This is a genomic window from Flavobacterium piscis, from assembly GCF_001686925.1.
Taxonomy (GTDB): Bacteria; Bacteroidota; Bacteroidia; order Flavobacteriales; family Flavobacteriaceae; genus Flavobacterium; species Flavobacterium piscis.
In genome coordinates this window covers 947,318-974,021 of sequence record NZ_LVEN01000027.1, presented here as the reverse complement: position 1 = coordinate 974,021, position 26,704 = coordinate 947,318, and the positions used below count along the sequence as shown (strand labels likewise).

Sequence of the window (26,704 nt, the reverse complement as noted above, 5' to 3'; positions counted from 1 at the left end):
TAATCCGATAGAATATTATGATAAATTATTAAAAAAACAATGTTTTACTTAAAGATACTAAACGGTAATGGAATGTTTGAAGTTTACAATTGATAAATTCGCAATTTTATAAAAAAGCAATATATTTGCAATCTAACTCACGCACACTAATGGATAGCAAAAATAATACCATCACTTTAGAAACCTATTTTCAGGATTTTAGAAAACATATTGTTGGAATTAATCAGGAATTTACTTCTCCGTATGGCAAAAAAAAGATCATTTATACCGATTGGACTGCCAGCGGGAGGTTATACCGCCCAATTGAGGAGCAGCTTTTGAATGATTTTGGCCCGTTTGTGGCGAATACACATACAGAAACTACTGTGTCAGGTACTGCCATGACAAAAGCGTATCATCATGCCAGAAACATTATTAAGCGTCATACGAATGCCAGTAAAGATGATGTTTTAATTACTGACGGAACGGGAATGACTGGTGTTGTGAATAAATTTCAGCGTATTTTAGGGCTTAAAGTTCCGGAGAATCTAAAGGATTTTATTACTGTTCCGGCAGAAAAAAGACCAATTGTTTTTATTTCGCATATGGAGCATCATTCTAATCAAACATCATGGTTAGAAACAATTGCTGATGTAGAGATTATCCCGTCTTGCGAAAAGGGACTTTTTTGTTTGGATAATTTGTCTTTACTATTAGAAAAATATGCTGACAGAACGATCAAAATAGCTTCGATAACTTCGTGTTCGAACGTTACGGGTTTAAAAACGCCTTTTCATGAAGCGGCAAAATTAATGCACCAGCATCATGGTGTTTGTTTTGTAGATTTCGCTTGCTCTGGTCCTTATGTAGCAATCGACATGCATCCTGAAGATCCTGAAGCCTATCTTGACGCGATTTTCTTTTCGCCACATAAATTCTTAGGAGGTCCCGGAACTTCGGGTGTTTTGATTTTTAATAAAAAATTATACAATAATATGATTCCTGATTGTCCTGGCGGAGGAACTGTAAGCTGGACAAATCCTTGGGGAGAACATAAATATATTGACAATATTGAGGATCGCGAAGATGGCGGAACTCCTGGTTTTTTACAAGTTATAAAAACCGCACTGGCTATTGAGCTAAAAGAAGAAATGGGAATTGAAAACATTCTGCAACGTGAACATGAAATTGTAGATTTTGTTTTTAATGAATTAAATCCAATTTCTAATATTAAGATTCTGGCTGGACAACACCAAAATCGTTTGGGTGTAATTTCGTTTTTTATTGATGATCTTCATTTTAATTTAGGCGTAAAATTGCTAAATGATAAATTTGGGATTCAGACCAGGGGAGGTTGCAGCTGTGCCGGAACTTACGGACATTTTCTTTTACATGTAGATCAGGAAACTTCGAATAAACTGGTAAATGAAATTACGATTGGTGACTTGATCAAAAAACCGGGATGGATTAGAATGTCGATTCACCCGACTACAACTGATGAAGAAATTGCTTTTGTTTGTGAAAGTATCAGGGATTTAGCCGAGAACCACAAAAATTGGGCTTTGGATTATTCTTATAATAAAAACACAAATGAGTTTGTTCATAAAAATGCAAATTCTTTTGAGGATGAATTGGTTGCCGGATGGTTTAAATCTTAAAAATTTAAAATGTAACCGCAAAGAGCGCTAAGATTTTTTCGCAAAGTTCGCAAAGCTGGTCAATACAAAGCTTCGCGAACTTTACGTTTTTATAAAACTGCTTTGATAAAAAACTTTGCGTGCTTTGCGGTAAAATTATGCCTCGCGGTTAAAAAACAATTTCGGTTGCAAACTATTTTTTGTTTTTTATGAATGATAAATTTCTCGCTTAGCCCCGATAGAGCCGGTATCCTTTGAGAGGAACGAACAAAGATAAAGGTGAAAGCGGGACAGAAAGTCTTAAGAAAACTGATTTGTTTGCTCCTGAAAATTCTACTACATAATTAGGCGCACTCCGCCAAGATCCGAAACGCGGTACGAAAACTTATTTCCGGGAGAACCTATGAACATGAAGTTTTTAGGGATTTTCCACTTTTCGGATAATTCGTTTATGATTTCTGGACCAAAAACACCTTGTATTTCAAGATATTCCAGGTCAATTTCATCGTAAGCGCGATCCAGAACTTCAAGATCTTTTATTAAAGCTTCGTTTCTTGAAGTATTGTTTGTTACATAAACAATCTTTAGTTTATTAGTGGTTTCATTTCCCTGAACGTATTGCAGGACTTTGTTGAGAATGGCAATGTCGTCGCCTTTGGTAAAAAAGACAAATTCCTGCGAATTGATTTCGACACTCATTCGTTGTAAATAACGATTGCTGAGAATTACCATTTTTCGTAAAGGCTGATAGAAATACTCTAAAGCTTCGATTAGTAATCGAATTAAGATGACGCGGTTTAGCATGATTCCGATAAAAATCAGTGACGGAACCATGTATTTTAAAAAGGTATAAAAGGAGTTGATGTTGAGCTTCATGTTTCCTAAGAAAGCGGCAATGATAAACGAAACTGCCAGCACGACTGCAATTCCACGTGCACGCTCAGGTCTTGGTAATTTTTTACGTTTGAATTTGAGTAATAAATTTCCGATTCCGAATAATGCCATGACGGCGAGAAACGAAAAGGTATAAACTCCGGCCAAAGATTCTAAATGACCGCTTGTAGCAAAAAGTACCGAAATGCATAAAACCAAAAAACTGATTACAATTCTATAATGCGAACCTCTTGCATTTTGTTTTAAAAAATAATTGGGCAGAATTCTGTCTAAGGTCATTCGGTTTAATAATCCGGAAACTCCAACAAATGAAGTTAATACTGCTCCGCACAAAACTAAAACCGCATCGATAGAAATCAGCCACGCGAGCCATGATCCTCCGGTGGTTTGTCCCAAATGAGCGAGAAGTGATTCTTTGTTTGCGCCGACTTCTGTTAATGGAATAATGCTGATTAACAGTATCGCAATTACAGGATTGAAGAAACTTACGATTGCCCACATATTTCTAAGCGTTTTTGGAAAAACGCCTGGTTCTTGCTCTTCGACAAAATTGGCAGAACTTTCGAAACCCGAAATACCAAGCATGGCTGCCGAAAAACCCAGAAATAAGGCTGTTTTAATATTTCCGTACGCTATGGGAGTTGCCCAATTGATATGAAAAATTTCAAAACCATTGTTTAAGACAAACCATAACGAAGCTAAGACGAGTAGGGTTAAAGTAGCTAAATGTGTGATAAAAATAATCACGGCCACGAATGCCGATTCGCCGATTCCTAAAATAGCAAGTCCTGTAAATAAAATGAGAACGACAATTGTTGCAATAGTTACATTTAAACTTTCGAAGATTCCGTGTAAATAATGCATGCCTTCTGATGCTGAAATTACTGCTGTCGCCATATACGACAAAACGGTTAATGTCGCAGCGAGTGAAGCCAATCGTTTGGTTGATGTATTTAATAGAACATTGTAAGCTCCACCGTTTAAGGGGATTGCACCAACAACTTCTCCATAAATTTTTCTGAACAAATACAAAACCACTGCAACTATTAATAATGAAATCCAGGCGTATTGACCTGCATACAAAATAGTTAATGCTGAAACATATAAACAAGAGGAACTAATATCGTTTCCACAAATTGCCGTTGCCTGTAATTGATTTAGTTTTTTGTGTACAAGTTCTTTCATAGTTATTCCCCATTAACGATTAACTCAACAAAAAGTAGTAAAAAACAAGCAAATATTAAATGAAGGCAGATAGTAAATACTAAAAATATATTTTAGCTGATTTTGAATTTATAATCTCTGGAAATTATTTAGATTCCTGAAACTTTTTGAGTGACAATAAGGCCTGGTCCTGAATTTTCTTCTGAAAAAAACCTGTCCATCCTAATAAATATCCCATTGGACCAAAAGCTTGTTTCGACCATTTCCAAACATCAAAACTGTCTGTATGTTTGATAATTAATCCGTCCTGAAAAGCAAATTCGGCAGTAACTGTATTGATTACTTTTCTATTTGTTTTACTAAAATTATAAGCAGCAACCCATTTTGCTGAACCTGAAGAATCATCGGCTTTTATATCAGAAAATTCTATTTTGATATTGCCTTTGCTTTTTAAAATAAGCATTTCCCACATTTTAGTCACCTGATCTTCTTTTAGTAAGCCAAAAGCAGGATCAATAAAATGAATTTTAGGATGGTAACATTCACTCATTGTTTTCGCATCGGCGTTCGCAAAAGCAGTGTAAAATTTGGTAATTAATGCTTCGTTAGGATTCATAGGGTATTATATTAGAGTTTAAATATAAATAAATTATTAGATTAAATAATTTATTTATAGAGTAGTAATTGCTGCGGCAGTATCAAATGATTTTTTAGATTTATCAAATGCCGTCGAAAAATAGGTCATTTTATTTGACGCTGTAAAATATCCGGTTTGATCGCCAAAGGCGTTAGAGTTTCCGGTAACTATAAAGCGTACTCCTTTAATGTCATTTTTTTTAAGTTTGATCATTTCGGCCGGAGTAAAATAATAATATGAAGATGTTGTCCCTTCAGTACTTTCGTTTACTTTTTTGTCAACGCAGGGAATAACATCCCCGTTTGCTAAATCAACATATAAACCACCAGAAATTCGGGTTTTATCATTTGCTGTTTTAATGGTTATTTTTAAAATGCCTCCTTTTTCTGTTTTTGCAATCTGAACATTTGCTTCGCCTGTGTAAACATATTTTTCGCAAATGAAAGTATAATTTTCTGTTGCAGGATAAGGTTTAGAGCCTTTTACACTCATTGTTTCCTGAGCATTTGCAAATGTTGAAATTAGCAGTACTAAAAAAAAAGGCAGTTTTAAATTCATAATTTTATTTTATTGTTCAGTTATTTTAGAATCAAATTTTTCATCCCAATCCATTGATTTAATGGCAGAAACCAAATTTTCTTCATTCACAAAAACGCGCAATTCTTTATTGGCGACTTTTTTTGTGTATAAGGCGTGATAGCGGTACACTACTTCTTGTTTTGTCTTGTAAACGCCATCTAATTTTAAATCTATAAAACTTCCGTAATATTGTCTGAACCTCTGACATGTTTTGGTTAAACGCTCTTCGGTTGTGTTTTGCCTCACCGAAGCAGTTACTTCTGTTTCATTAAAAGGTTTAAACTTTGATGTATTACAGGTTTCTAAAACCCGTTTTCCTAATTCGTACGCTTTTTGTTGCTGATTGGCATTAACCTCTGCACCAGAAATTTTCTTAATTTTTAAATCTTCGGTATCTCTGCTAACGGTTTTCGATTTACACCCAATTAACAGCAACAAACATATAATCAATCCTGCTTTCTTCATAACTATTTAAGTAATTTTTAATAATAAGTTGGGATCAGGACAATTTTCAATATAAAAATTCAAATCATTTGTATTGCAAACTCCGGGATAATCACCGTTGTACTCTTCGATATCATTTATGATCTGAAAATGTACATGAGGTGCATAATCGCCATTAACACTTGAATTTCCAAGAGTTGCAATTTTTTGACCTTTATTAAAAAATGTCCCAACACTAAGGTTTTCTATACTTTCTAACGATAAATGTCCGTATAAAGTATAAAATTTTTCATTTTCGATAATGTGCTCTAAAATAATTGTTGGACCGTAATCACCCAAACCAATATTGTTTTTAAAGCTGTGTACTTTTCCGCTAAGCGGTGCCAAAACTGCCGTATCAGCTTTTGTCCATAAATCAAGCCCAATATGAATATTGCGCTCCGGAATAGAATCGTTTTTAAAAATCGTACTTCGTTTGTATAAGGTACGACCTTCTATGTAACCTCCAAATGCGACTTCTGCATTATTTTTTTCCAGGTAATTAGAAATAAATGTTTCAAATTCAGATGCATTTTCAGGTTTCATTTCCATTAATTCATGATTCGTAACAGATAAATCTAACGGAATATATTTTGAAAGATGTATACTAGAATCAATCACTTTAGTAGGTGGCAAGGCTTTTAAAATGGAGGCAAGAGGTTTCATAAATTTTAAATTTAAACAACTTTTTCAATAATTATTAACTCATTATGTACTTCAATGCGGGGCAGCATTTTCGAAGTAAACGATTCGGTATTTATTTCTGAGATATATTTTTTGTTGCGAACATTATGGGCTTCATCTAAAATCATGGTATTGAAAAGAACAAAACCTTTATTTTTTAAAAGAGAGCAAATTCGTCCGCTAAAAAAACTTTCAAATAAGAAATTTGGCATTTTGATATCTTCAAAAATATCAATAATGATGAGATCATATTTGTTTTTTGTTTTTAAAACAAATTCAAACGCATCATCAATTACAATTTCCAATTGCCTTATTTGATCAAGGTTGAAATACTGATTGGCGATCTGAATAATTTCAGAATCTATTTCTACACCTGTAATCTTACCTTTATATTCAATTTCATCTACCAGTGTTTTGATGACGCTCCCACCGGCAACTCCCAATAAAAGAATGTGATCCATTTTAAGAATCGTATTATAACCTATGTTTCTAAGACCGTATCTTAAGATACGCTGCAAACTTCCGTACGAATAATTGGTGTTCTCAGAATCCAGAACCAACTCTCCGTTTGCCCACGTAACCTCGATAATTTTACTTCTTTCTGATTTTTTTTTGAATATTTTTATTGGAATGATATAACTGAATAATTTTTGAATCATTTTTAAATGCTTTTACTCAAATTTACCACTTTAAATCTTTTATTTTGCAAGAAAAATAAACTTTGATGAAAAAACAGTTGTATAAATTCATCTTTTTTAAGCTAATGGGCTGGAAAATAGTGGGAATTGAAAATGCGGAAGTGAAAAAATGTGTGATGATGGTGATGCCACATACAAGCAATCATGATTTTTATTTGGGAATATTTACCCGTGGAATCTCCGGTTTAGAAATGAATTGGGTTGGGAAAAAAGAATTATTCAAATTTCCTTTTGGATATTATTTTAGAAGCGTAGGAGGAGAACCTCTGGATCGCAGCGGCGGATTGAACAAAGTAGATTCGATTGCAGCGATTTTTGACAGAAAAGATGTTTTTCGTTTGGCTGTAGCACCCGAAGGAACCCGTAAAAAAGTAAAAGAAATCAAAACAGGATTCTATTATATTGCACTTAAGGCAAATGTGCCTATTGTTCCGGTTGCTTTTGATTGGGGTAAAAAAGAAGTCAGTTTTGCAAAACCATTTTTACCAACCGGAAATTACGAAGCTGATCTTTTGATTTTGAAAAAGCATTATAAAGGAGTCGTTGGCAGAATTCCGGAAAATGGTTTTCAGTTATAAAATTTCATTCTTTTTAAGCAACGTGAGAATCGCTTAAACGTAAAATATTTTTATTTTTTTTGCAATATGCGATTTTTCGAATTATGGATTGTATGCCTTAAAAGTTCCGTTTTTATAAAAAATAACAATTTTCTCAATTTCACTTTCTTCAGAAATTAAATTTTGATTTTTAGTTTCTGAAGCAATTTTTATTTCTGTTTTTCCAGCTTCATAATTAATCTCAGAAAACAAATCTCCTGGAGTTAAATTTTCATTTGAAGAAATAGGAGCGGGAGTTTTTGTAGTTTCTAAAATTTCCTCATTGTTTTTTGGAAAACTTCCCGTGCCATTTAAAATCCAGTAGAGATCGACTTCAGGAAAAACTTCAGTAATTTTCATTACAAAATCCAAGCTTGGTTTATTTCTGCCTGAAAGTAGGTGAGACATACTTGAACGCTGTACACCAATTTTATCCGCAAAAGAAGACGCATTTAAAGCATAATACTCCAGTATAATTTCCAGGCGTTTTACAAAATCATCTATGTTTACCATTGTAAATTTTCATTTTTAAAACCATTGTTTACAAATGTAATTAAAAGAATTTAATAAAGCAATTTTACAGTTGTAAATTATAGTTAAAAGGCAATTTAACAGTAATTAAAGCTTTAGATAATTAATATTAAATATCTAATATACAGTATATTAATTATTGATAATTAAAGTTATAACATTTGTCAACTCAAGTATACACTAATTGATTAAAATAGATTAAAATCTTGTTTACAATTATAAATTATACTTATTTTTCAATGTTTACAAATGTAAAAATAAAGATGTTTACTTTTGTAAACTAATCAAAAGACAATGAATTTAGAAGAATTATTTAGCCACTACAAAGAGAAAACAATAGAAGGTCGTTATCTGACATTAGATCGTATTAAACCATTATTAGATAAATTAAATACAAATAATCAAGTACAAATAATTGGAAGATCAGTTTTAGACGAACCTATATATAGTTACCAAATTGGGACCGGAGCAACCCGCATTTACCTTTGGTCACAAATGCACGGAAATGAAAGCACTACAACAAAAGCCTTGTTTGACTTTATCAATGTTGTAAACAGCGGATCTGAGATTGCAGAGAAAATGCTTAATACGTTTACCTTTTACTGTATTCCTATTTTAAATCCGGATGGTGCACGACTTTATACAAGAGAAAATGCTAATAAAATTGACTTAAACAGAGATTCTCAAAACCTTACTCAGCCAGAAAGCAAGGTTTTACGAGATGTTTTCGAGCGTTTTAAACCTCATTATTGCTTTAACCTGCATGATCAGCGCACTATATTTGGCGCAGGAGACACAGGAAAACCTGCAACTGTTTCATTTTTAGCACCTTCTTATAATGAAGAAAGAGAAGTGAATGAGAATCGCTTAAAAGCAATTAATGTTATTGCGGGAATTAATGATGTACTGCAAGAGTATATTCCGGGACAGGTTGGCCGCTTTGATGATTCGTTTAATATCAATTGTATAGGAGATACATTTCAGTTTTTGGGAGCGCCAACTATTTTATTCGAAGCAGGTCATTTTCCTGATGATTACGAACGAGAAATTACCCGAAAGTTCTTATTTTTCTCACTTTTTTCAAGTTTTAAAATCATTAGCGAAAACGATTTAGTTGATAATAGAATTAATGATTATTTGAATATTTCACAAAATAAAGTGGTTTTTTATGATTTTATGTATAAAAATATCAAAATAAATTATGATGGTATCGAAATTATTACGAATTTTGTCGCACAATACAAAGAAGAATTGATTGAAAATAAGATTCATTTTAACGCTTACATAGTTGAAGCGGGCGAATTGGAAAATTATTTTGGACATTACGAATATGATGCTGAAGGAGCAGTTTATTCCGATGACTTTAGTAATTTTCCGAAATCAAATCAAAAAGCAGATTTTTATTTAAATAAAAATGTTAAATTTGTTAACGGATTGATAAAAAGTTAATTTTTATGTGAATTTGTTGTTTTTTATATATATTTTTATACTTTGTAATAGCAATTAGTAATATTAATTAAAGAATTATGAGTAAATTTCGTTTAGATGAAGTAGATCACCAGATTTTAGATATGTTAATAGACAATACGAGAGTTCCGTTTACTGACATTGCAAAAAAACTATTGATATCTGCTGGTACAGTGCATGTTAGGGTTAAGAAAATGGAAGACGCAGGAATAATAATGGGTTCTTCATTGGCTTTAGATTACGATAAATTAGGATATTCATTTATTGCATATGTAGGTGTGTTCCTAAACAATACGTCTCAAACTAAATTTGTATTAGAGCGAATCAATCAAATTCCGTTCGTAACAGTGGCTTCTGTAACGACAGGAAAATTCAATATCTTTTGCAAAATTAGAGCAAAAGATACTAAGCACGCAAAAGAAGTTATCTTCATGATCGATGATATCGATGGTGTTTACAGAACAGAAACTATGATCTCATTAGAAGAAAGTATCAACGATAAGAAACGTTTGATGCATACTATTTTTAAAAATATGTAATTTTTTCTCTTGAATGCTATATTAAAATATAACCTCAAGTTTATTCTTGAGGTTTTTTTATGACTAATTAACCACCAACTACAATAGATTATGTACACGTTACCTAAAATAGAACGTTTTAATCAAGATGTTCTTTCAAAATACCACATTTATAATAGTGTATTTATAACATTGCCTTTTGATTCTATAGACAATACGGGTGCTTTACTTCCTTTGTTTACAGAAACATGCGAAACGGGATTTAAAAAACAAGAAACTCCAAAAGAAATATTCGATTTTTTCTCTAATCGCTATTTAAACAATGCAACTGAAAAAGATAAGATCGATTTAATGTTTCGATTTATTCAATACACAGAGCGACAAATTGTATTATTTGACGCTATTGAAGATGCTGCTTTCCCGGAAGTTAACAACATGGAAGGCCGCGGATCTTTGCGTGATATTAAAGAAAAATCAGATGCCAAGGAGAAAGATGATGAATTGATTGAATTTTTAGAAAATTTTAATGTCAGAACAGTTCTAACAGCGCATCCAACTCAATTTTATCCTGGACCTGTTTTAGGAATTATTAATGACTTGACAGAAGCAATTCGTTTAAATGATCTATTAAAAATCAAAGAATTACTGGCGCAGTTAGGAAAAACTCCCTTTATACAGAACGAAAAACCAAATCCTTATGATGAAGCGGTTAGTTTGATCTGGTATTTAGAGAATGTTTTTTATGCTACTTCCGGAGAAATTGTTCATTATTTGCAAAAGAATATTCTTCAGGGAAATGCTATTCAGAATCAATTAATAAAACTTGGTTTTTGGCCAGGAGGAGATCGTGACGGAAATCCATTTGTTACTACAGAAATTACCCTAAAAGTTGCGGAACGTTTACGCACTTCGATATTAAAATGTTATTACATCGAAATGAGGAATCTAAAACGCAAGTTAACGTTCTCAGGAGTAGATACTTTAGTAGCCGAACTTGAATATAAACTTTATCGTTCTGTTTTTTATTCTAAAGGTGAAATTTATATTACTTTAGAAGAACTACTAACGCAATTAAACCTTATTCGTGATATTATTATCGAAAAACATCAATCACTTTATTTAGATGATCTGGAAGCATTTTTGGTAAAAATTAATCTTTTCGGTTTCCATTTTGCAAGTTTGGATATTCGTCAGAACAGTAAAATTCATGATGCAGTATTTAAAGATGTAGTAAACCATTATTTAAATTCGGGTTCTTCAATATTTCCGTCTAATTATTTCGAATTATCTGAAGATGAAAAATTAGTTGTTTTATCTAAAGTTAAAGGGGAATTAAACCCTGCTGATTTTGAGAATGAAATTACGAGATCTACTTTAGAATCTGTTCAAGCTATAAAAACCATTCAGAAAGCAAATGGTGAGTTTGGGGCGAATCGTTATATTATTAGTAATAACGAAAGTGCACTAAATGTAATGGAAACTTTTGCCATGATTCGTTTGAACAATTGGGAAAATCCAACTGTGGACATTATTCCACTTTTTGAATCTGTTGATGATTTGCAAAATGCACATCATATTATGGAGCAATTGTATACTAATCCTGAATATTCAAAACATTTGCTGGAAAGAGGAAACAAGCAAACCATCATGTTAGGTTTCTCTGACGGAACTAAAGATGGCGGTTACTTAATGGCCAACTGGAGTATTTACCAGGCTAAAATTGCTTTAACCGAAATATCAAGGAAATATGGCATCAAAGCGATTTTCTTTGACGGACGCGGCGGACCTCCGGCTCGTGGTGGAGGAAAAACGCATAAATTCTATGCTTCTTTAGGACCAAAGATAGAAAATAACGAAATTCAGATTACCGTTCAGGGACAAACAATTAGTTCTAATTTTGGAACTATGGATTCTTGCCGTTATAATATTGAAAATTTATTGACTGCCGGTGTTACCAATCAGGTATTTAGTAAAGAGAAAAACGAGTTAAGCGCAGACGAAACTCAGATTTTAACACAATTGGCTGATTTAGGTTACGAGAAATATTTAAGTTTTAAAAATCATCCAAAATTCATCCCATATTTAGAGAAAATGAGTACGTTAAAGTATTACTCTAAAACAAATATTGGAAGCCGTCCTTCGAAAAGAAGTAAGTCTGAATCATTAGACTTTGCAGACTTAAGAGCGATTCCTTTCGTAGGTTCATGGAGTCAATTGAAGCAAAATGTACCTGGATTTTTTGGTGTAGGTTCTGCCTTAAAACATTTTGAAGAATCAGGACAATGGGATAAAGTTCACGATTTGTACCACAATTCGTTATTCTTTAAAACATTGCTGGAAAACAGTATGATGTCATTGGCTAAATCATTTTTACCATTAACAGCTTACATGAGAAACGATCCTGAATTTGGTGAATTCTGGCAAATTATTTATGATGAATTTCAGGAAACAAAACGTTTATTACTTAAAATTGCGGGACATAAAACACTTATGGAAAATTATCCTGATGGTATAGCGTCAATTCAGGTAAGAGAACGTATTGTGTTGCCATTGTTGACTATACAGCAATATGCTTTGTTAAGAATTAATGAATTGAATAAAGAAAATGAGGTTGATGAAGAGTTGATAAAAGTATACGAAAAAATTGTAACCAGATCACTTTTTGGAAATACTAATGCGAGCAGAAACTCAGCATAATTTCGATTTAAGAATTACGAAAAAATTATAAACATGAATTCAAATCATTTGTTAGAAACAGAATATTCAGGTCCTTTTGCTAATTACGTTCGAGAAGCTGGAGAAATTAACCTGATCGAAGAATTAGAAATTTCGCTTCATGATTTTATCCGCTTTGTTCAAAATATTCCATTGGATAAATTTGATTATCGCTATGCTGAAGGTAAATGGACTATCAAAGACATTATTCAGCATTTAATAGATTGTGAGCGTATCTTTGGGTATCGCGCTTTGCGTTTTTCAAGAAATGATAAAACAGCTTTGCCTGGATTTGAAGAAAATGATTATGTAGATAATACTTATGCAAACGGAAGGAGCATTCAGGAATTACTAACTGAATTTTCAGCAGTAAGACATTCAACCTTATTGTTTTACAAAAGCTTATCTGAAGAACAACTTAAACGAATTGGAACTGCTTCAACGCATCAGATTTCAGCTCGGGCTTTAGGATATGTAATTATCGGTCATCAAAAACATCATCAAAATGTTTTTCAGGAAAGATATTTATAACAGCTTACTTAATGATAAAAAAATCCTGTGAAGTTTCTTTCACAGGATTTTTATTTTGGAGAGGATTTATAATATCTATTAAGTCGCAAATGAAAAAAATGAGAAAGTTATTTTTTCAATTCTAATTTTTTCAATCTGGAGTTTATTGCGCCTTCATTTCTTCCTAACAAAAGCGCTATTTCTTTTACTTTCTTTCCTTGATAAAAATGATGAACAAGATCTGAATCTTCCATTGAACTCCATTTTTTATAGGCTTCAGGATTTTCTAATCTTTTTTCATCCAATGAATAAGCTTTAATTTTTAACTTTTCATCGTCATTTTTGTGCCTTTCAAGAAAAGCTAGTCCAAATCTAATTTTGTCATAAGACATTTTTTCTTCAAAATATTCATAGTAAGGCCTTAAAGCAGTCGGATATTCTAATTCAACTTGTGCTTTATGAAGTAGTTTCACTTCGTCATGAGTTACAAACTGAGTTAAATCGATATTATTTCCATCAACATACAATTTAGCCAGATGCGAAACAATAGTCGTTTGCCCCAGATTTCGTTTTACTGCAATTTCCGCTACTGTATTGCCATTTTCGAACATCTCTAAAGTTGTTTTGTAAGTGTTACCTTCTTTTTTAGCTTTTGCTATTGTTTTTTTTGCATTTTCATAATACACAATGGCATCTATAAATTCCTGACCGTATTTTTCCAGTTTTACTTTACCAACACCATCAATTGCCAGAAATTCTTCATCACTCATAGGGCGTAAAGTTTCCATATGTCTAAGCGCGGCATCACTAAAAATAACATAGGCTGGAACTTCTTCGTCTTTGGCAATTTCATAACGTAATTTACGAAGAATCTCAAAAAGCGAACTTTTGGCCGCTTTAGTTTTTGTTTCTTTAATCTCTGTTTTATCAACTACTTTTTTAACAACAGTATTCAGTTTTACTTTTTCGCCTTCAAATAAAACTTTCCTTGCAAAAGGAGTTAATAGAATTTTATTATGCTGATGAAAAGCAATTTCGCAATATCCTAAGTTTATTAGCTGAATTAAATATTGATTCCAGTCGTACCATGAAATGTCAGCGCCAATTCCGTACGTTTTTAAGCTTTGATAATTTTTTTCGTAGATATACGCGTTTCTCGAGCCGCGCAAAAAATCTACAATTACAGCCAAAGGCTCAGATTCCTGCAAACGACTAATAGCCGACAATGCTTTTTGCGCGAGAATCGTACCATCGAAAAAAGTTGGAGGATTTTTGCAAATATCGCAGTTTCCGCAATTCTCTTTCACGAGTTCGCCAAAATAGGAGAGTAAAATTTTTCTTCTACAACTCAAAGCATCGGCATATTGTTTCATCCTTTCCAGCTTTGCCAGCTGAACATCTGAGTTCAATCCTTCTGATGCAAATTTCTGGAGCTGAATTACATCGGCGTAACTTTCAAACAAAACAGTTTCGGCAGGTAATCCGTCACGACCAGCACGGCCAATTTCCTGATAATAACCTTCGATATTTTTAGGCAAATTATAATGAATCACCCAGCGCACGTTTGATTTGTCAATTCCCATCCCGAAAGCGATAGTAGCGCAAACTACCTGGCAATCGTCGTTTATAAATTCGTCTTGCGTTTTTGCACGAAGTTTATTTTCTAAACCTGCGTGATATGCTTTCGCTTTAACACCATTTTTTTGAAGTTTCAACGCCAATTCTTCAGTCGTTTTTCGGCTTAAACAATACACAATTCCCGATTCATTGGGTTTATTTTCTACAAAATCTATTATTTGCTTTACACGATCTAATGCCGGACGAACTTCGAGACTTAAATTTTTTCGATCAAAAGAAGCTACAAAAGTTTTTGGGTTTCTTAAATTTAATTGTTTTGTAATATCTGTTCGCGTAGCTTTATCGGCTGTTGCTGTCAAAGCCAGAACAGGGGTAGAAGGGAAGCGGCTTTTTAAATACCCTAAATTGGTATAAGCCGGACGAAAATCATGTCCCCACGATGAAATACAATGCGCTTCATCAATTGCAATTAAACTAACTGTCAGTTCATTAAAAACAACATCAAGGTAAGATAAACTTTCAGGTGCTATATAAACGAGTTTAAATTTGTTTGATTTTAAATTATCAATATAAAATTGCTGCTCTTCACTAGATTGACTGCTATTAATATAGCACGCATTAATTCCGTTGGTTTTCAAACTGTCCACCTGGTCTTTCATCAGGGCTATTAAAGGAGAAATAACAATCGTAATTCCGGGTAAAACCAAAGCAGGCAACTGAAAACAAATGGATTTTCCTCCACCTGTAGGCATTATTGCCAAAGTATCCTGGCCGGAAAGTATGGTATTAATAATCGTTTCCTGATTGGGTCTGAATTTTTCAAAACCGAAATTCTCTTTTAGTTTGGCGTGTAAAATTTCTGAATTCATAAGGCTGATATTTACTGATTTTTAAATATAATAAAAAGTTTAAATATAATATTTTTCTTATATTTAAAAACAAGATTTTGAACAATTATAAAAAAAAGGAACCCGAATAGAGTTCCTTTTTTTTTATTTTGAAAGATGAAAATTAATCTTCGTCGTCTTCATCATCTTCATCAGCAATATCATCTGGATCTTTGTCTTCATCGTCATCATCATCTCCGCCATCAGTATCCGGTTTGTCTATTGCATCATCGTCATCGTCATCATCACTATCATCATCAAGATCAAGACCTTTTACTGGTTCGATTGTATCAACATCAAGATCGATATCATCATCCTCATCGTAATTCTCAATCCTGTCAGCAAGTTTTGTACTAATTTTTACTAAATAAATAGTGTCTTCAGTACGAACTTCAACAGCTTCGATCAATTCGTTTTTAGCATTTCTAAAACGGATTACATCCGAATCATCATAACCATCAGGAAATTTTTCAACCAAAAGGTTTAAAATTTCGTTGGTAAGTTTAGCGTAGTCTACTATAACTCTTTTCATAAATATCCTATAAATCTAATAAGTAAGCAAAAATTAACGGAGCAACAATTGTAGCATCCGACTCAATAATAAATTTTGGAGTTTTAATATCTAATTTACCCCAAGTGATTTTCTCGTTTGGAACTGCTCCGGAATATGATCCGTAACTAGTTGTTGAATCTGAAATCTGACAGAAATAACTCCAAAACGGAATATCATGCATTTCCATATCCTGATATAACATTGGTACCACACAAATAGGAAAATCTCCCGCAATACCACCACCAATTTGGAAAAATCCAATTCCGTTAGTGCTGTTTTTTGGATACCAATCAGAAAGGAAAACCATATATTCGATTCCCGATTTCATGGTAGAAGCCTTCAAATCACCTTTGATTACGTATGAAGCAAAGATGTTTCCCATTGTACTATCTTCCCATCCCGGTACAATAATAGGTAAGTTTTTCTCTGCAGCTGCATACATCCAGCTATCTTTTAAATCTATTTCGTAATATTCTTCTAAAACACCAGATAACAACATTTTATACATGAATTCATGCGGAAAATAACGTTCTCCTTTGTCATCAGCATCTTTCCAGATTTTATAAATGTGTTTTTGCAAACGACGAAATGCTTCATGTTCAGGAATACAAGTATCTGTAACACGGTTTAGTCCTCTTTCAAGTAAAGCCCATTCGTCCTCAGGTGTTAAATCACGATAGTTAGGCACTCTTTCGTAGTGAGAGTGTGCTACTAAATTCATGATATCTTCTTCCAGATTGGCTCCGGTACATGAAATAATCTGTACTTTATCTTGTCTAATTATTTCGGCAAAAATTTTACCAATTTCTGCTGTACTCATAGCGCCAGCCATACTTACCATCATTTTCGCACCATTTGCCAATTGTTGTTCGTATGCTTTTGCAGCATCAACCAACGAAGCAGAGTTAAAATGTAAATAATGTTTTTCAATAAACTGACTGATAGGTCCTTTCATTTTTTTTTTGTTTTTTTTGTTTTTTTTGAATTAAAAGTTTAACCTTTTAGATGATACTGCAAATTAATAATTTTATGGATATTAACATTTAATTTACAGGTTTTTTTTTATACTTTTTTAGTGTACCCTAAAATCTTCAATACATCGTCAGAAGTTTGTTGTTCTGAGAAAACTTCGGTAGCTAAAATGCCATTTTCGTCACGATCTATTAAAATATGTTTAGGCTGCGGAATCAAACAGTGATGTAATCCACCGTAACCTCCAATGGTTTCCTGATATGCACCAGTATTAAAGAAACCAATATATAATGGCTTTTCTTTGTTGTATTTAGGCAAATAAATGGCGTTCATATTTTGCTCTGAGTTGTAATAATCGTCACTATCACAAGTCAAACCTCCTAATAAAACCCGTTCGTAAGTATCATTCCAACGATTGACCGCCAGCATAATAAAACGTTTGTTTATAGCCCAAGTATCCGGCAAAGTAGTAATAAAAGACGAATCGATCATATTCCATTTTTCTCTATCATTTTGTTGTTTTTGATACAAAATCTGATAGATTGCGCCACCGCTTTCACCTACTGTAAATGATCCAAATTCAGTAAAGATATTCGGAACATCAACTTCAGCTTCATCACATGCTATTTTAATCTGATTGATAATTTCATCAATCATGTATTGGTAATCGTACTCGAAAGCCAATGAATTTTTGATAGGAAAACCACCTCCAATGTTCAAACCATCCAGAGTAGGGCATTCTTTTTTAAGTGCAATGTATACTTTGATACATTTTACTAATTCATTCCAGTAATATGCTGTATCATTAATTCCTGTATTGATAAAGAAGTGAAGCATTTTCAACTCCAGTTTATCATTTTCCTGAATTTGTTTTTTATAGAAAGAAACTATGTTTTTGTATCCAATACCTAATCTTGAAGTATAGAACTCAAATTTAGGTTCTTCTTCGGCTGCAATACGAATTCCAATTTTGAATTTTCCTTTAATTTCAGCCTGAAGCAAATCTAATTCTTCATAATTATCAATAATCGGAATAGTGTTTTTATGTCCGTTATTGATTAGTCGTGCAATGTTGGTAATATATTCATCTCTTTTAAAACCATTACAAATTACATACGTACTCTTATTGATTTTACCATTTTCCAACAAATTCTCTACAATATTAATATCAAAAGCAGATGAAGTTTCTACATGAATGTTGTTTTTAAAAGCTTCATTCATAATATATTCAAAATGAGAGCTTTTTGTACAATAGCAATAATAGTATTTTGCTTCGTATTTGTTTTTTTCCATCGATTTTCTGAACCAGGCTTTCGCTTTATTGATATTTTCAGAAATTTGAGGTAAATAGGTGAATTTTAATGGCGTACCGTATTGTTCAACCAATTTCATCAAATCGATGTTGTGAAATTGAAGATTGTCTTTGTTTAATTTAAATTCCGTTTGTGGAAAATAGTAAGTTTGATTAATTAGATCAGAATATTTTGTATTCATTTAGTTTTCGATGTTTAGAATTGTAATTTTTTAATTTAGTGAACTGTGCTAAATCTAAAATTCAAACCCTAATATTCGCAAATACAATCTGCAGTTTTTCGTGTTCTGCTTTCGAATATTGAAAAACATCAAAACAAAGCGGACTTTTACTATTATAAAAACGGTTCAACATCCTTAGTAAGGAACTATTGAGCCGATTTCTATAAGAACTAAATTGTCTTTGTTTTTTGTTTGTTTTCATCGTGGCAAATGTAAAAAATAATATATACCTAAAGCAAAGCTTTTTATTAAAAAAACTTTAAGATTTATAATCTTGAAACGCGTCTAGAATCAATTTATTTTCAACGGATTGATTAATTTTTATTTTCCCGATTCCTTCAATTAATGCAAATTGAATCAAACCGTACTCATTTTTTTTGTCGTGAATCAGTAATTCAAGGATCGGATCGATGTCATTTTCTTCGATTTTTACATCATCATAGATACTCTTTATTGCCGTTTTAATTTCGGTATATTCTTCTGCTGTAATTAAGTTTTTATGCAATGAAATATAACTTTCTAAAATCATTCCAATCGCAATGGCTTCACCGTGTAACAACGTTGTTTTGGTTTGGCTTTCTAAAAAGTAACCTTCGATAGCGTGACCTAAAGTGTGACCAAAATTCAATGCTTTACGAATATTTTTTTCAGTTGGATCCTGAATTACAATATCATTTTTAATTTCTACAGAGCGATAAATTAATGCATCAAAATCGGCAAAATCGATAGCTTTAAGATCTAAAAATTGCTTCCAGTAAGCAGAATCATATATTAGTCCATGTTTTAGCATTTCGGCCAAACCAGAACGCATTTCGCTTTGCGGTAAAGTTTCAAGGTAATCAGTATCAATTAATACCATTTGAGGAACGTTGATAACGCCAATCTGATTTTTGAGATTTCCTAGGTCAACTCCGGTTTTGCCTCCCACAGAAGCATCAACCATGGATAATAAAGTAGTAGGAATGTTTATAAAATCTAGTCCACGTTTGAAAGTCGAAGCTACAAATCCGCCAAGATCTGTTACAACACCACCACCAAGATTAATAACAAGCGATTTTCTGTCGGCACCAAGTTCTGTAAGTACTTTCCAGATTTCAATACAAGTTTCTATATTTTTATTGATTTCTCCAGATTCGAATTCAATAATTTCTATTGTTAAATCGGTTTCAAGTAAAGGCAAAAATTTTGGCAAACAATGCTCATTTGTCTCATTATCAACTATAATAAACAAATTAGAGTATTTATTTTCTTTTAAATGATTATTTAGGGCTTCGTAGGCATTTTGGTTAAAATGTACGAGATAATTATTAGCTTGAATAGATTGCATATTTGTGTAGTTAATTGAAAACGCAAAATAAGGCATTTTTAAGGAAATAATATTCAAACTTTTGTTCTTATTTGTTTTAAAATGAATGATTCTATTTAAGGTTTAGGTATTTGTTTTTAATTTTTTAAAACCAATATTTCATAATAACGTAAACTCTTACTTAATAAATTAAGGTATTACATAATTTTGTTATCGATATTAAAAATTATGCTATGTTTTAGTAAATAATATTCAAAACTCTATCTATATTTGCACAAAAAACTGACCTTAATGGAAAAAATATTCGATAACACTCAAGTTGCATTTTCGTTAAAAAGCGATACTGAACTAGATAGAGCTTATTTTCTTTTTAAAATGATCGACAGCCAACCCTTAGTACGAATAGGAACTGCTGTTACCAATTTTGCCATAAAAGCAAATCTTCCGGTAGAAGGATTAATTCGTGCAACTGTTTTTGACCATTTTTGTGGTGGTGTAAACGAGAATGATTGTATCACTGTTGTAGATAAAATGTTTACAAAAGGTGTTTCATCGGTATTGGATTATTCGGTTGAAGGAAAAGAAGAAGAAGAGCAGTTTGATGCTGCTTTAGAAATGACCTTAAAAACTATTGAATTTGCTAAAGAACGTTTGGCGATTCCGTTTGCTGTATTTAAGCCAACAGGTTTTGGTCGTTTTGAATTGTATGAAAAACTAGGAGAAAAACAAACGTTGACTCCGGCAGAACAAGCTGAGTGGGATAGAGTAGTAGCGCGTTTTGATCATGTTTGCGGTGAGGCGCACAGAAAAGATGTTGCTTTATTGATTGATGGTGAAGAAAGCTGGATGCAGGATGCTGCTGATGATTTGGTTACTGATATGATGCGCAAATACAATAAAGAAAAAGCGATTGTTTTTAATACTTTACAAATGTACCGTTGGGATCGTTTGGATTATTTGAAAAACCTGCATGAAATTGCCAAAAAAGAAGGTTTCTTTATTGGAATGAAATTGGTTCGTGGCGCTTATATGGAAAAAGAAAACAAAAGAGCGGAAGAGAAAAATTATGTTTCGCCTATTTGTGTTTCTAAAGAAGCTACAGATATTAATTATGATGCTGCTGTTCACTATATGTTAGAGCATTTAGAAATCATGTCAATTTTTGCAGGGACTCATAATGAATTGAGTTCTTATAAATTGATGGAAATGATGCAGGAAAAAGGAATTGCCAAAAACGATAATAAAATCTGGTTTGGACAATTGTACGGAATGAGCGATAATATTAGTTATAACCTTGCCGAAAACGGTTATAATGTAGCTAAATATTTGCCATTTGGCCCTGTAAAAGATGTTATGCCGTACCTGATTCGCCGAGCTGAAGAAAATACTTCGGTTGCAGGACAAACAAGCCGCGAATTGTCTATGATTAAAGCAGAACGCAAACGTAGAAAAGGGAAGTAGATTTTAGATTTTACTATATAAAAAAACTCCATTTGCGTTGCAAATGGAGTTTTTTTTATTGAAATTTTTAAGCTCTTTTAGAAAGAAACCTGGCATTGTAAAACTACCATTCCTAAACGATCGCTTTGTTTGTATGCGCCAATAAGTGTTTTGTCATAAACAGCTCTGTTTTGGTAATTTAAACTAAATTTTGGTCCCAAAGTTCCGGTTGTATAATAATTAACACCCAATTCATACATCGTCATTGGTGTATCTAAGGCTTCTAAATCAGCAATTTGTATGGCTGCATAAGGCTGAAAACGCCCTTTTTTTGCTTCATTATCTGATTTTCCGAAAAGATATCCTAGTTGGGCGTAATATATATTTCCCGTTCCTACACCTATAAATCCAGCGCCGGATCCATTAATAAGAGTATTATCACCAATAGCGGGATTTGGAGTATTAACAGACTGTATATAGTTTTTACCGTAATTATTGTTGTTAAAGGCAGCATATGCTGTTAGAGCTGCGCCATTAGCGTTAATTGGACTGTCATAAAAAACATCAAAACCTAAAACGTTCATATCATCGTATGCTACAGTTGCATCTGGTGTTAAATACCACATAGCTTTGGCCTGTGTCAGATAACCTAATGCTACATTAAAAACTTTTTTGGTTCCTAAATAAGTTCCTTTATGATAAGCATCTTCAATTGATTCTTTATCTAAGAAAGAGTACGTTAAAATTCCGGAATATTGTGCTCTTGGTGTTTCGGTGCTTAAGGTTGAATTCAGTCCAAGATTATTGTTTGCATTTCGATACGGATTGGTAATTGCCGCACGATAATTAAATTTTCCCAGATCTCCTTTCGCGTAAATACTTAAATTTCTATTCCCGAAAGTTGATGATGTATTAATGAATTGCTGATACATTGGTGTATCTAATGTAAGCTGAGAAGAGGAGCTGTTTGCTGAATAACGGGTTGTTCCGGCTCCCCAGGCCGTTAAACCACCACCAATATGAAGGCTTTTATTAAAATGATATTCTCCTAAAGCATCCATAACAGAAATTGGCGCATTTGAAGGACCATTATTCTGTGTGAAATTAATATTATTCTGACCTAATTGTAAATGAAAGAAAATATTATCTGTAATCATTCCCATTGCCTGTAAACGCAAACGCCTGATCACAATGTCGTAAGTGTCACTAACTTCATTTGTACCAATTTTACTGCCTTCGTTTAATTCGGCGTATCTTCCCCAAACCTGGAGATTCATTCCAAATTTAATGTATTTTGAGCCGTCAGGACTGATGTTTACAACGTTAAAAGGTTTTTCCTGGGCAAGTACACTTATGGCGTTTAGGATAACAAATAATAAAATCAGGGCGAGTCTTAGATGTGGCATTTAGTTATGTTTAAAATTAATTATAGGCTTTTAGTTTATTAATAGTTGTTAAACTGAAGATTACTTAGGTTTTTATAAGTACCGTTTTCAAGGTTTATTAATTCCTGATGTGTACCCTCTTCGGTTATTTTTCCATTATCTAAAACTAAAATTTTATCAGCATTTCTAATAGTCGAAAGTCGGTGAGCGATAATAATACTTGTTCTTCCTTTCATTAGTACTTCTAATGCTTCCTGAACTAATTTTTCGCTTTCACTATCTAATGATGATGTCGCCTCATCTAATATTAAAATACTTGGGTTTTTAAGCAACGCTCTCGCAATCGCAATACGCTGACGTTGACCTCCTGATAATTTTACACCGCGTTCCCCTACAACTGTTTCAAATTTCTCTGGGAAACCTTCAACAAAATTCAAAGCATTGGCCTGTTTTGCAGCCAGCATAATCTCTTCATCGGTTGCATCTGGTTTTCCGTATGCAATATTTTCTTTGATGGTTCCTCCAAATAAAATAACGTCCTGAGGAACGATACTCATATTTCCACGAAGATTTTCTAAATCATAATCGTAAATATTTTTTCCGTCAACCGTAATTTCTCCTGACTCAATATCATAAAAACGCAATAATAAAGAAGATATAGTTGATTTTCCTGCTCCACTTGGGCCTACAATGGCAATTTTCTGTCCGAATTCGGCAGTGAAGTTTACATCTTTTAAAACTTGTACTTCCTTTCTTGAAGGATAGCTAAAAGCGACGTTTTTGAAAGAAACATTTCCTTTGATTTTTTCTAAAGGTTCTCCATTTTGCGTTGCATTTATTTTTTCAGGAGTTTCTTCTAATAATTCAAAAACTCTTTCGGTAGCACCAATTGCTTTTTGAATTTGTGCATATAATTCGGCAATTCCTCCAAAAGAAGCTCCTACAAATGTAGAATACAATACAAATGAAATCAATTGTCCTACGCTCATTTCGCCGGCAATGCTTAAACGTACACCGTACCAAACTACGGCTACGATGGCACCAAACAAACAGAAAATGATAAAAGAGGCAAAATAACCACGGTATTTGCCGCCTTTGATTGCGAGTTTTACCACTTCGCTGATTTTGCCTTTGTAACGTGCAACTTCATACCATTCGTTGGCAAAAGCTTTTACAATACTAATTCCCTGCATGGTTTCTTCTACGATAACCTGGCTCTCTGCCACCTGATCTTGTACTTGTTTAGAATATTTTCTAATAAAACGACCAAAGATTACTGCGGCAACCGCTACAAGAGGAACTACGGCTAACATTAATAAAGTTAATTTAAAACTTTCTGTAGCCAATAAAATAACGCCACCAATAATAAGTATGAATTGACGTAAGAACTCTGCAATTGTTGATGTTAATGTATCCTGAATTTGTGTAATATCTGCACTAATGCGGCTGTTTAGTTCTCCAACTCTTTTTTGAGAAAAGAAAGTCATTGGCAACTTAACTAAATTGGTGTATAAGGACAAACGCAGGTTTGCTAATGTATTTTCGGTAAAATTCACAAATAATGATAATCTGAAGAAAGAGCAGAAAGATTGTAGAAACAGGATTACGATTAATCCCAATGCAATTTGGTTGGCCTGATCGTTATTTTTGTTTTTGACACAATCAATCAACATTCCCATTAATTTAGGAAAGGCGAGGGCAGTGGCTCCTGTAAGTAACAAGAAAAACAATCCAACATAAAATTTCCATTGGTGTTTTCCGGCGTATTTGAATATTATGGTTGCTTTGTTAAGTGAAGTAGCGGTAATTTTTGATTTTGGTAAATCATTTTCTTTAAATCTTGCCATTTGAGTATACAATTAAGGTACGCAAATATAGGATTATAGCAAGTGAACACAAAACAATATTATAAATTAGGGGTGTTGATTTGTGTTTTTAACTAAATGTGCAGCAATCACAAATTTTATTTCTTTTTTAAAAAGCTGAAAAATAGATTACTAAATACAAGCATTAAAATTTATTTCATTTTTTTTATAAAAAGGCTTGCAAATACAAAATCTAGCTGTATATTTGCACTCGCAATCACAAACGATAGCAACCTAGTAAAATAGGGCGATTAGCTCAGCTGGTTCAGAGCACCTCGTTTACACCGAGGGGGTCGGGGGTTCGAACCCCTCATCGCCCACACAAAGACAAACAAAGCCATTGGAATCCAATGGCTTTTGTCGTTTACATAACTTATAGTAAACAGTCACACTATCTTTTATGTTTAATCTGTTACTTTTAAATGCTGAATTTGCCCATCAACAATATCAAAGTGAAATTTTAGCGCGATAGGGCTTCCTGGAAATGTTCCTGCACATTCTGCAGTTAAGATGCTAGTTGTGCCGTTTTGGGTATATTCCAGTGGTTTCATCACTGATTGGTAATTCTTGTTTGAGTGATCGATCCAACGCTCTATTTCAAGTCTCCCATTATGCGTTTTACCTTCGTCAAACACTACTGCATTTTTTGAAAACAAATTGGCATACGTCACGGCATCAAATTCGTTCTGTGCTTTAATCAAGTCTGTTAATACTTTTGGTAAGTTCATTGTTATTATTTTTAAAGATTATTAAATTGTTGGTACAGTACCGCCATCGATTACATATTCAGTTCCTGATAAATAACTGGCTCTCGGAGAAACAAGAAAACCAACCAATTCAGCTACTTCTTCCGGCTCAGCAGGTCTGCCGTATGGTATTCCGCCCAATGCATCCATTACACCTTGCTGTGCTTCTTCTACCGTGCTATTGGCGTTTCTTGCAATCTCGGCCAACCAGGCTTTCGATGCTCCTGTATTGATCCATCCGGGAGAAACAGTCAGTACCCGAATACCTTTAGGCGAAACTTCATTTGATAAACTTTTACTATAGTTTCTTAAACCTGCTTTTGCAGCCGCATAAGGCAAGGTGGAGTCATATAGTGGCAGCATTCCCTGGATAGAAGCTATATGAATAATAACTCCGTTTTTTCGATCTATCATTTGAGGTAAAAATCCCCTGTCAAGTCGAACCGGAGCAAGCAAATTGGCCTGTAGGGTTGATTCCCAATCTTCATCAGATAATGCAGTAAAGCCACCGGCAGGTGTTGTTGAAGAACCAAGATTGTTCACCAAAATATCAAGCCTTCCGTAAGCAGATAGTACTTCGCTGACAACTTTTTGTGTTCCTTCTGCTTTACTCAAGTCGGACGGAATAAAATGTAGCTTGCTGTTTTCCTCTTCCGGTGCATTTCTTGCAGTGATAATAACCGTCGCCCCAGCTTGCAGCAGCCTTTTTGCAATGGCTCTTCCAGTTCCTTTTGTGCCTCCAGTTACTAAGGCAATCTTCCCTGATAATTCATTTTGATAATCCATGTTATGTCGTATTTTTAATTTCTATTGTACAAATCTCGGAAGTATGTTACTTCCTCACAAGTACGGAGTTACGATTCATATAGGGATAAATTTTTCCCCTATTGCAAAAATTGGCAGATAGGTTTACTTTTGTAATATGTATGAGAGAAAAACAATACCGAACTTAAATTGTGGACTTGATCTTATTGGTGAAGTGCTTTATGGCAAATGGAAAATACGTTTGCTTTGGTTTATCAATGAAGGCCATAAAAGGCCAAGTGAATTGCAGCGTAAAATACCGGATGCATCCCGCAGGGTTTTAAATATTCAGCTGAAGGAATTAGAGGAACATGAGCTTGTTTCAAAAATTATTTACCCAGTTGTGCCTCCTAAAGTCGAATATAGTCTGACAGATTTTGGGAAAACACTAATTCCTGTAATTTCAGCCATTGGAAATTGGGGAGATGAGCATGAAGAGCGTTTACGATCCGTTATTTTAAAACGTTTAGATTAATATTTTTTATTCCAAAATGCAACAGTTCATTTTTTTATGTTTCAAAAAATAAATCTCTTTGCTTTCTT

General features: G+C 33.4%; 24 protein-coding genes and 1 tRNA gene. 9 read left to right on the top strand and 16 right to left on the bottom strand.

The genetic code is table 11. From position 1 onward, the window contains the following. Positions 1-149: 149 nt before the first annotated feature. Positions 150-1,637: an aminotransferase class V-fold PLP-dependent enzyme gene (locus FLP_RS14645; RefSeq protein WP_065450214.1), complete on the top strand. Its 1,488-nt coding sequence runs from the start codon at positions 150-152 to the stop codon at positions 1,635-1,637. A 315-nt stretch (positions 1,638-1,952) separates the two neighbouring features. On the opposite strand, the gene FLP_RS14640 is transcribed toward FLP_RS14645, so the two are convergent. The 6 genes from FLP_RS14640 to FLP_RS14615 form a co-directional block, all read right to left on the bottom strand. Continuing rightward, positions 1,953-3,695 (bottom strand): APC family permease, encoded by a 1,743-nt coding sequence (locus FLP_RS14640; RefSeq protein WP_065450213.1) that lies wholly within the window; start codon positions 3,693-3,695, stop codon positions 1,953-1,955. Between the two features lie 124 nt (positions 3,696-3,819). Then, a complete protein-coding gene (locus tag FLP_RS14635) occupies positions 3,820-4,290 on the bottom strand; it encodes a nuclear transport factor 2 family protein (protein ID WP_065450212.1) in 471 nt (156 codons plus the stop codon). A gap of 54 nt (positions 4,291-4,344) precedes the next feature. Beyond that, positions 4,345-4,869: a hypothetical protein gene (locus tag FLP_RS14630; protein ID WP_065450211.1), complete on the bottom strand. Its 525-nt coding sequence runs from the start codon at positions 4,867-4,869 to the stop codon at positions 4,345-4,347. 9 nt (positions 4,870-4,878) lie between these two features. Beyond that, positions 4,879-5,355, bottom strand: coding sequence for a hypothetical protein (locus FLP_RS14625; RefSeq protein WP_065450210.1), 477 nt, complete (start codon positions 5,353-5,355; stop codon positions 4,879-4,881). Positions 5,356-5,361: 6 nt separating this feature from the next. After that, positions 5,362-6,039 carry a peptidoglycan DD-metalloendopeptidase family protein gene (locus tag FLP_RS14620; RefSeq protein ID WP_065450209.1) on the bottom strand — a complete coding sequence of 226 codons (678 nt, stop codon included), beginning with the start codon at positions 6,037-6,039 and terminating at the stop codon, positions 5,362-5,364. 11 nt (positions 6,040-6,050) lie between these two features. Next, the gene (locus FLP_RS14615; protein ID WP_065450208.1) at positions 6,051-6,716 is read right to left on the bottom strand and encodes a spermidine synthase; all 666 of its coding nucleotides are present in this window, start codon (positions 6,714-6,716) and stop codon (positions 6,051-6,053) included. Positions 6,717-6,781: 65 nt separating this feature from the next. On the opposite strand from FLP_RS14615, the gene FLP_RS14610 reads away from it, so the two are divergent. Further along, complete coding sequence (locus FLP_RS14610) at positions 6,782-7,333, top strand: 1-acyl-sn-glycerol-3-phosphate acyltransferase (RefSeq protein WP_065450207.1); 552 nt, start codon at positions 6,782-6,784, stop codon at positions 7,331-7,333. Between the two features lie 81 nt (positions 7,334-7,414). On the opposite strand, the gene FLP_RS14605 is transcribed toward FLP_RS14610, so the two are convergent. After that, on the bottom strand, positions 7,415-7,864 hold the full coding sequence (locus FLP_RS14605) for a helix-turn-helix domain-containing protein (protein ID WP_065450206.1): 450 nt from the start codon (positions 7,862-7,864) through the stop codon (positions 7,415-7,417). A gap of 312 nt (positions 7,865-8,176) precedes the next feature. On the opposite strand from FLP_RS14605, the gene FLP_RS14600 reads away from it, so the two are divergent. From FLP_RS14600 to FLP_RS14585, 4 genes are all read left to right on the top strand, one after another. Then, positions 8,177-9,331 (top strand): M14 family metallopeptidase, encoded by a 1,155-nt coding sequence (locus FLP_RS14600; RefSeq protein WP_065450205.1) that lies wholly within the window; start codon positions 8,177-8,179, stop codon positions 9,329-9,331. A gap of 77 nt (positions 9,332-9,408) precedes the next feature. Further along, the gene (locus FLP_RS14595) at positions 9,409-9,888 is read left to right on the top strand and encodes an Lrp/AsnC family transcriptional regulator (RefSeq protein ID WP_008468989.1); all 480 of its coding nucleotides are present in this window, start codon (positions 9,409-9,411) and stop codon (positions 9,886-9,888) included. 90 nt (positions 9,889-9,978) lie between these two features. Continuing rightward, positions 9,979-12,564 (top strand): phosphoenolpyruvate carboxylase, encoded by a 2,586-nt coding sequence (locus FLP_RS14590; protein WP_065450204.1) that lies wholly within the window; start codon positions 9,979-9,981, stop codon positions 12,562-12,564. Positions 12,565-12,597: 33 nt separating this feature from the next. Next, the gene (locus tag FLP_RS14585) at positions 12,598-13,113 is read left to right on the top strand and encodes a DinB family protein (RefSeq protein ID WP_065450203.1); all 516 of its coding nucleotides are present in this window, start codon (positions 12,598-12,600) and stop codon (positions 13,111-13,113) included. Positions 13,114-13,220: 107 nt separating this feature from the next. Here FLP_RS14585 and recQ read toward each other — a convergent pair whose 3' ends face one another. From recQ to aroB, 5 genes are all read right to left on the bottom strand, one after another. Then, a complete protein-coding gene (gene recQ, locus FLP_RS14580; RefSeq protein WP_065450202.1) occupies positions 13,221-15,539 on the bottom strand; it encodes a DNA helicase RecQ in 2,319 nt (772 codons plus the stop codon). A 142-nt stretch (positions 15,540-15,681) separates the two neighbouring features. Then, positions 15,682-16,089, bottom strand: a complete 408-nt coding sequence (locus tag FLP_RS14575) for a DNA primase (RefSeq protein WP_065450201.1) — start codon at positions 16,087-16,089, stop codon at positions 15,682-15,684. Between the two features lie 7 nt (positions 16,090-16,096). Next, the gene (locus tag FLP_RS14570) at positions 16,097-17,065 is read right to left on the bottom strand and encodes a deoxyhypusine synthase family protein (RefSeq protein WP_065450200.1); all 969 of its coding nucleotides are present in this window, start codon (positions 17,063-17,065) and stop codon (positions 16,097-16,099) included. 107 nt (positions 17,066-17,172) lie between these two features. Beyond that, positions 17,173-18,576, bottom strand: coding sequence for a type III PLP-dependent enzyme domain-containing protein (locus FLP_RS14565; RefSeq protein ID WP_065450199.1), 1,404 nt, complete (start codon positions 18,574-18,576; stop codon positions 17,173-17,175). Between the two features lie 298 nt (positions 18,577-18,874). Beyond that, on the bottom strand, positions 18,875-19,942 hold the full coding sequence (gene aroB, locus FLP_RS14560; RefSeq protein WP_065450310.1) for a 3-dehydroquinate synthase: 1,068 nt from the start codon (positions 19,940-19,942) through the stop codon (positions 18,875-18,877). Positions 19,943-20,212: 270 nt separating this feature from the next. On the opposite strand from aroB, the gene FLP_RS14555 reads away from it, so the two are divergent. Continuing rightward, positions 20,213-21,382 (top strand): proline dehydrogenase family protein, encoded by a 1,170-nt coding sequence (locus FLP_RS14555; protein WP_065450198.1) that lies wholly within the window; start codon positions 20,213-20,215, stop codon positions 21,380-21,382. A 77-nt stretch (positions 21,383-21,459) separates the two neighbouring features. Here the strand turns inward: FLP_RS14555 and FLP_RS14550 are convergent, their stop codons facing one another. Next, on the bottom strand, positions 21,460-22,767 hold the full coding sequence (locus FLP_RS14550; protein ID WP_065450197.1) for a porin family protein: 1,308 nt from the start codon (positions 22,765-22,767) through the stop codon (positions 21,460-21,462). Between the two features lie 38 nt (positions 22,768-22,805). Beyond that, positions 22,806-24,593 (bottom strand): ABC transporter ATP-binding protein, encoded by a 1,788-nt coding sequence (locus FLP_RS14545; RefSeq protein ID WP_065450196.1) that lies wholly within the window; start codon positions 24,591-24,593, stop codon positions 22,806-22,808. A 263-nt stretch (positions 24,594-24,856) separates the two neighbouring features. Between FLP_RS14545 and FLP_RS14540 the strand changes: the two genes are divergently transcribed. Next, positions 24,857-24,931 (top strand) — tRNA-Val (locus FLP_RS14540). An 84-nt stretch (positions 24,932-25,015) separates the two neighbouring features. Here FLP_RS14540 and FLP_RS14535 read toward each other — a convergent pair. Together FLP_RS14535 and FLP_RS14530 are read right to left on the bottom strand one after the other, a co-directional pair. Continuing rightward, on the bottom strand, positions 25,016-25,339 hold the full coding sequence (locus FLP_RS14535; RefSeq protein ID WP_065450195.1) for a nuclear transport factor 2 family protein: 324 nt from the start codon (positions 25,337-25,339) through the stop codon (positions 25,016-25,018). Positions 25,340-25,360: 21 nt separating this feature from the next. Then, a complete protein-coding gene (locus tag FLP_RS14530; RefSeq protein ID WP_065450194.1) occupies positions 25,361-26,143 on the bottom strand; it encodes an SDR family oxidoreductase in 783 nt (260 codons plus the stop codon). A 136-nt stretch (positions 26,144-26,279) separates the two neighbouring features. Between FLP_RS14530 and FLP_RS14525 the strand changes: the two genes are divergently transcribed. Further along, positions 26,280-26,636, top strand: a complete 357-nt coding sequence (locus tag FLP_RS14525; RefSeq protein ID WP_065450193.1) for a winged helix-turn-helix transcriptional regulator — start codon at positions 26,280-26,282, stop codon at positions 26,634-26,636. Positions 26,637-26,704 lie beyond the last annotated feature (68 nt).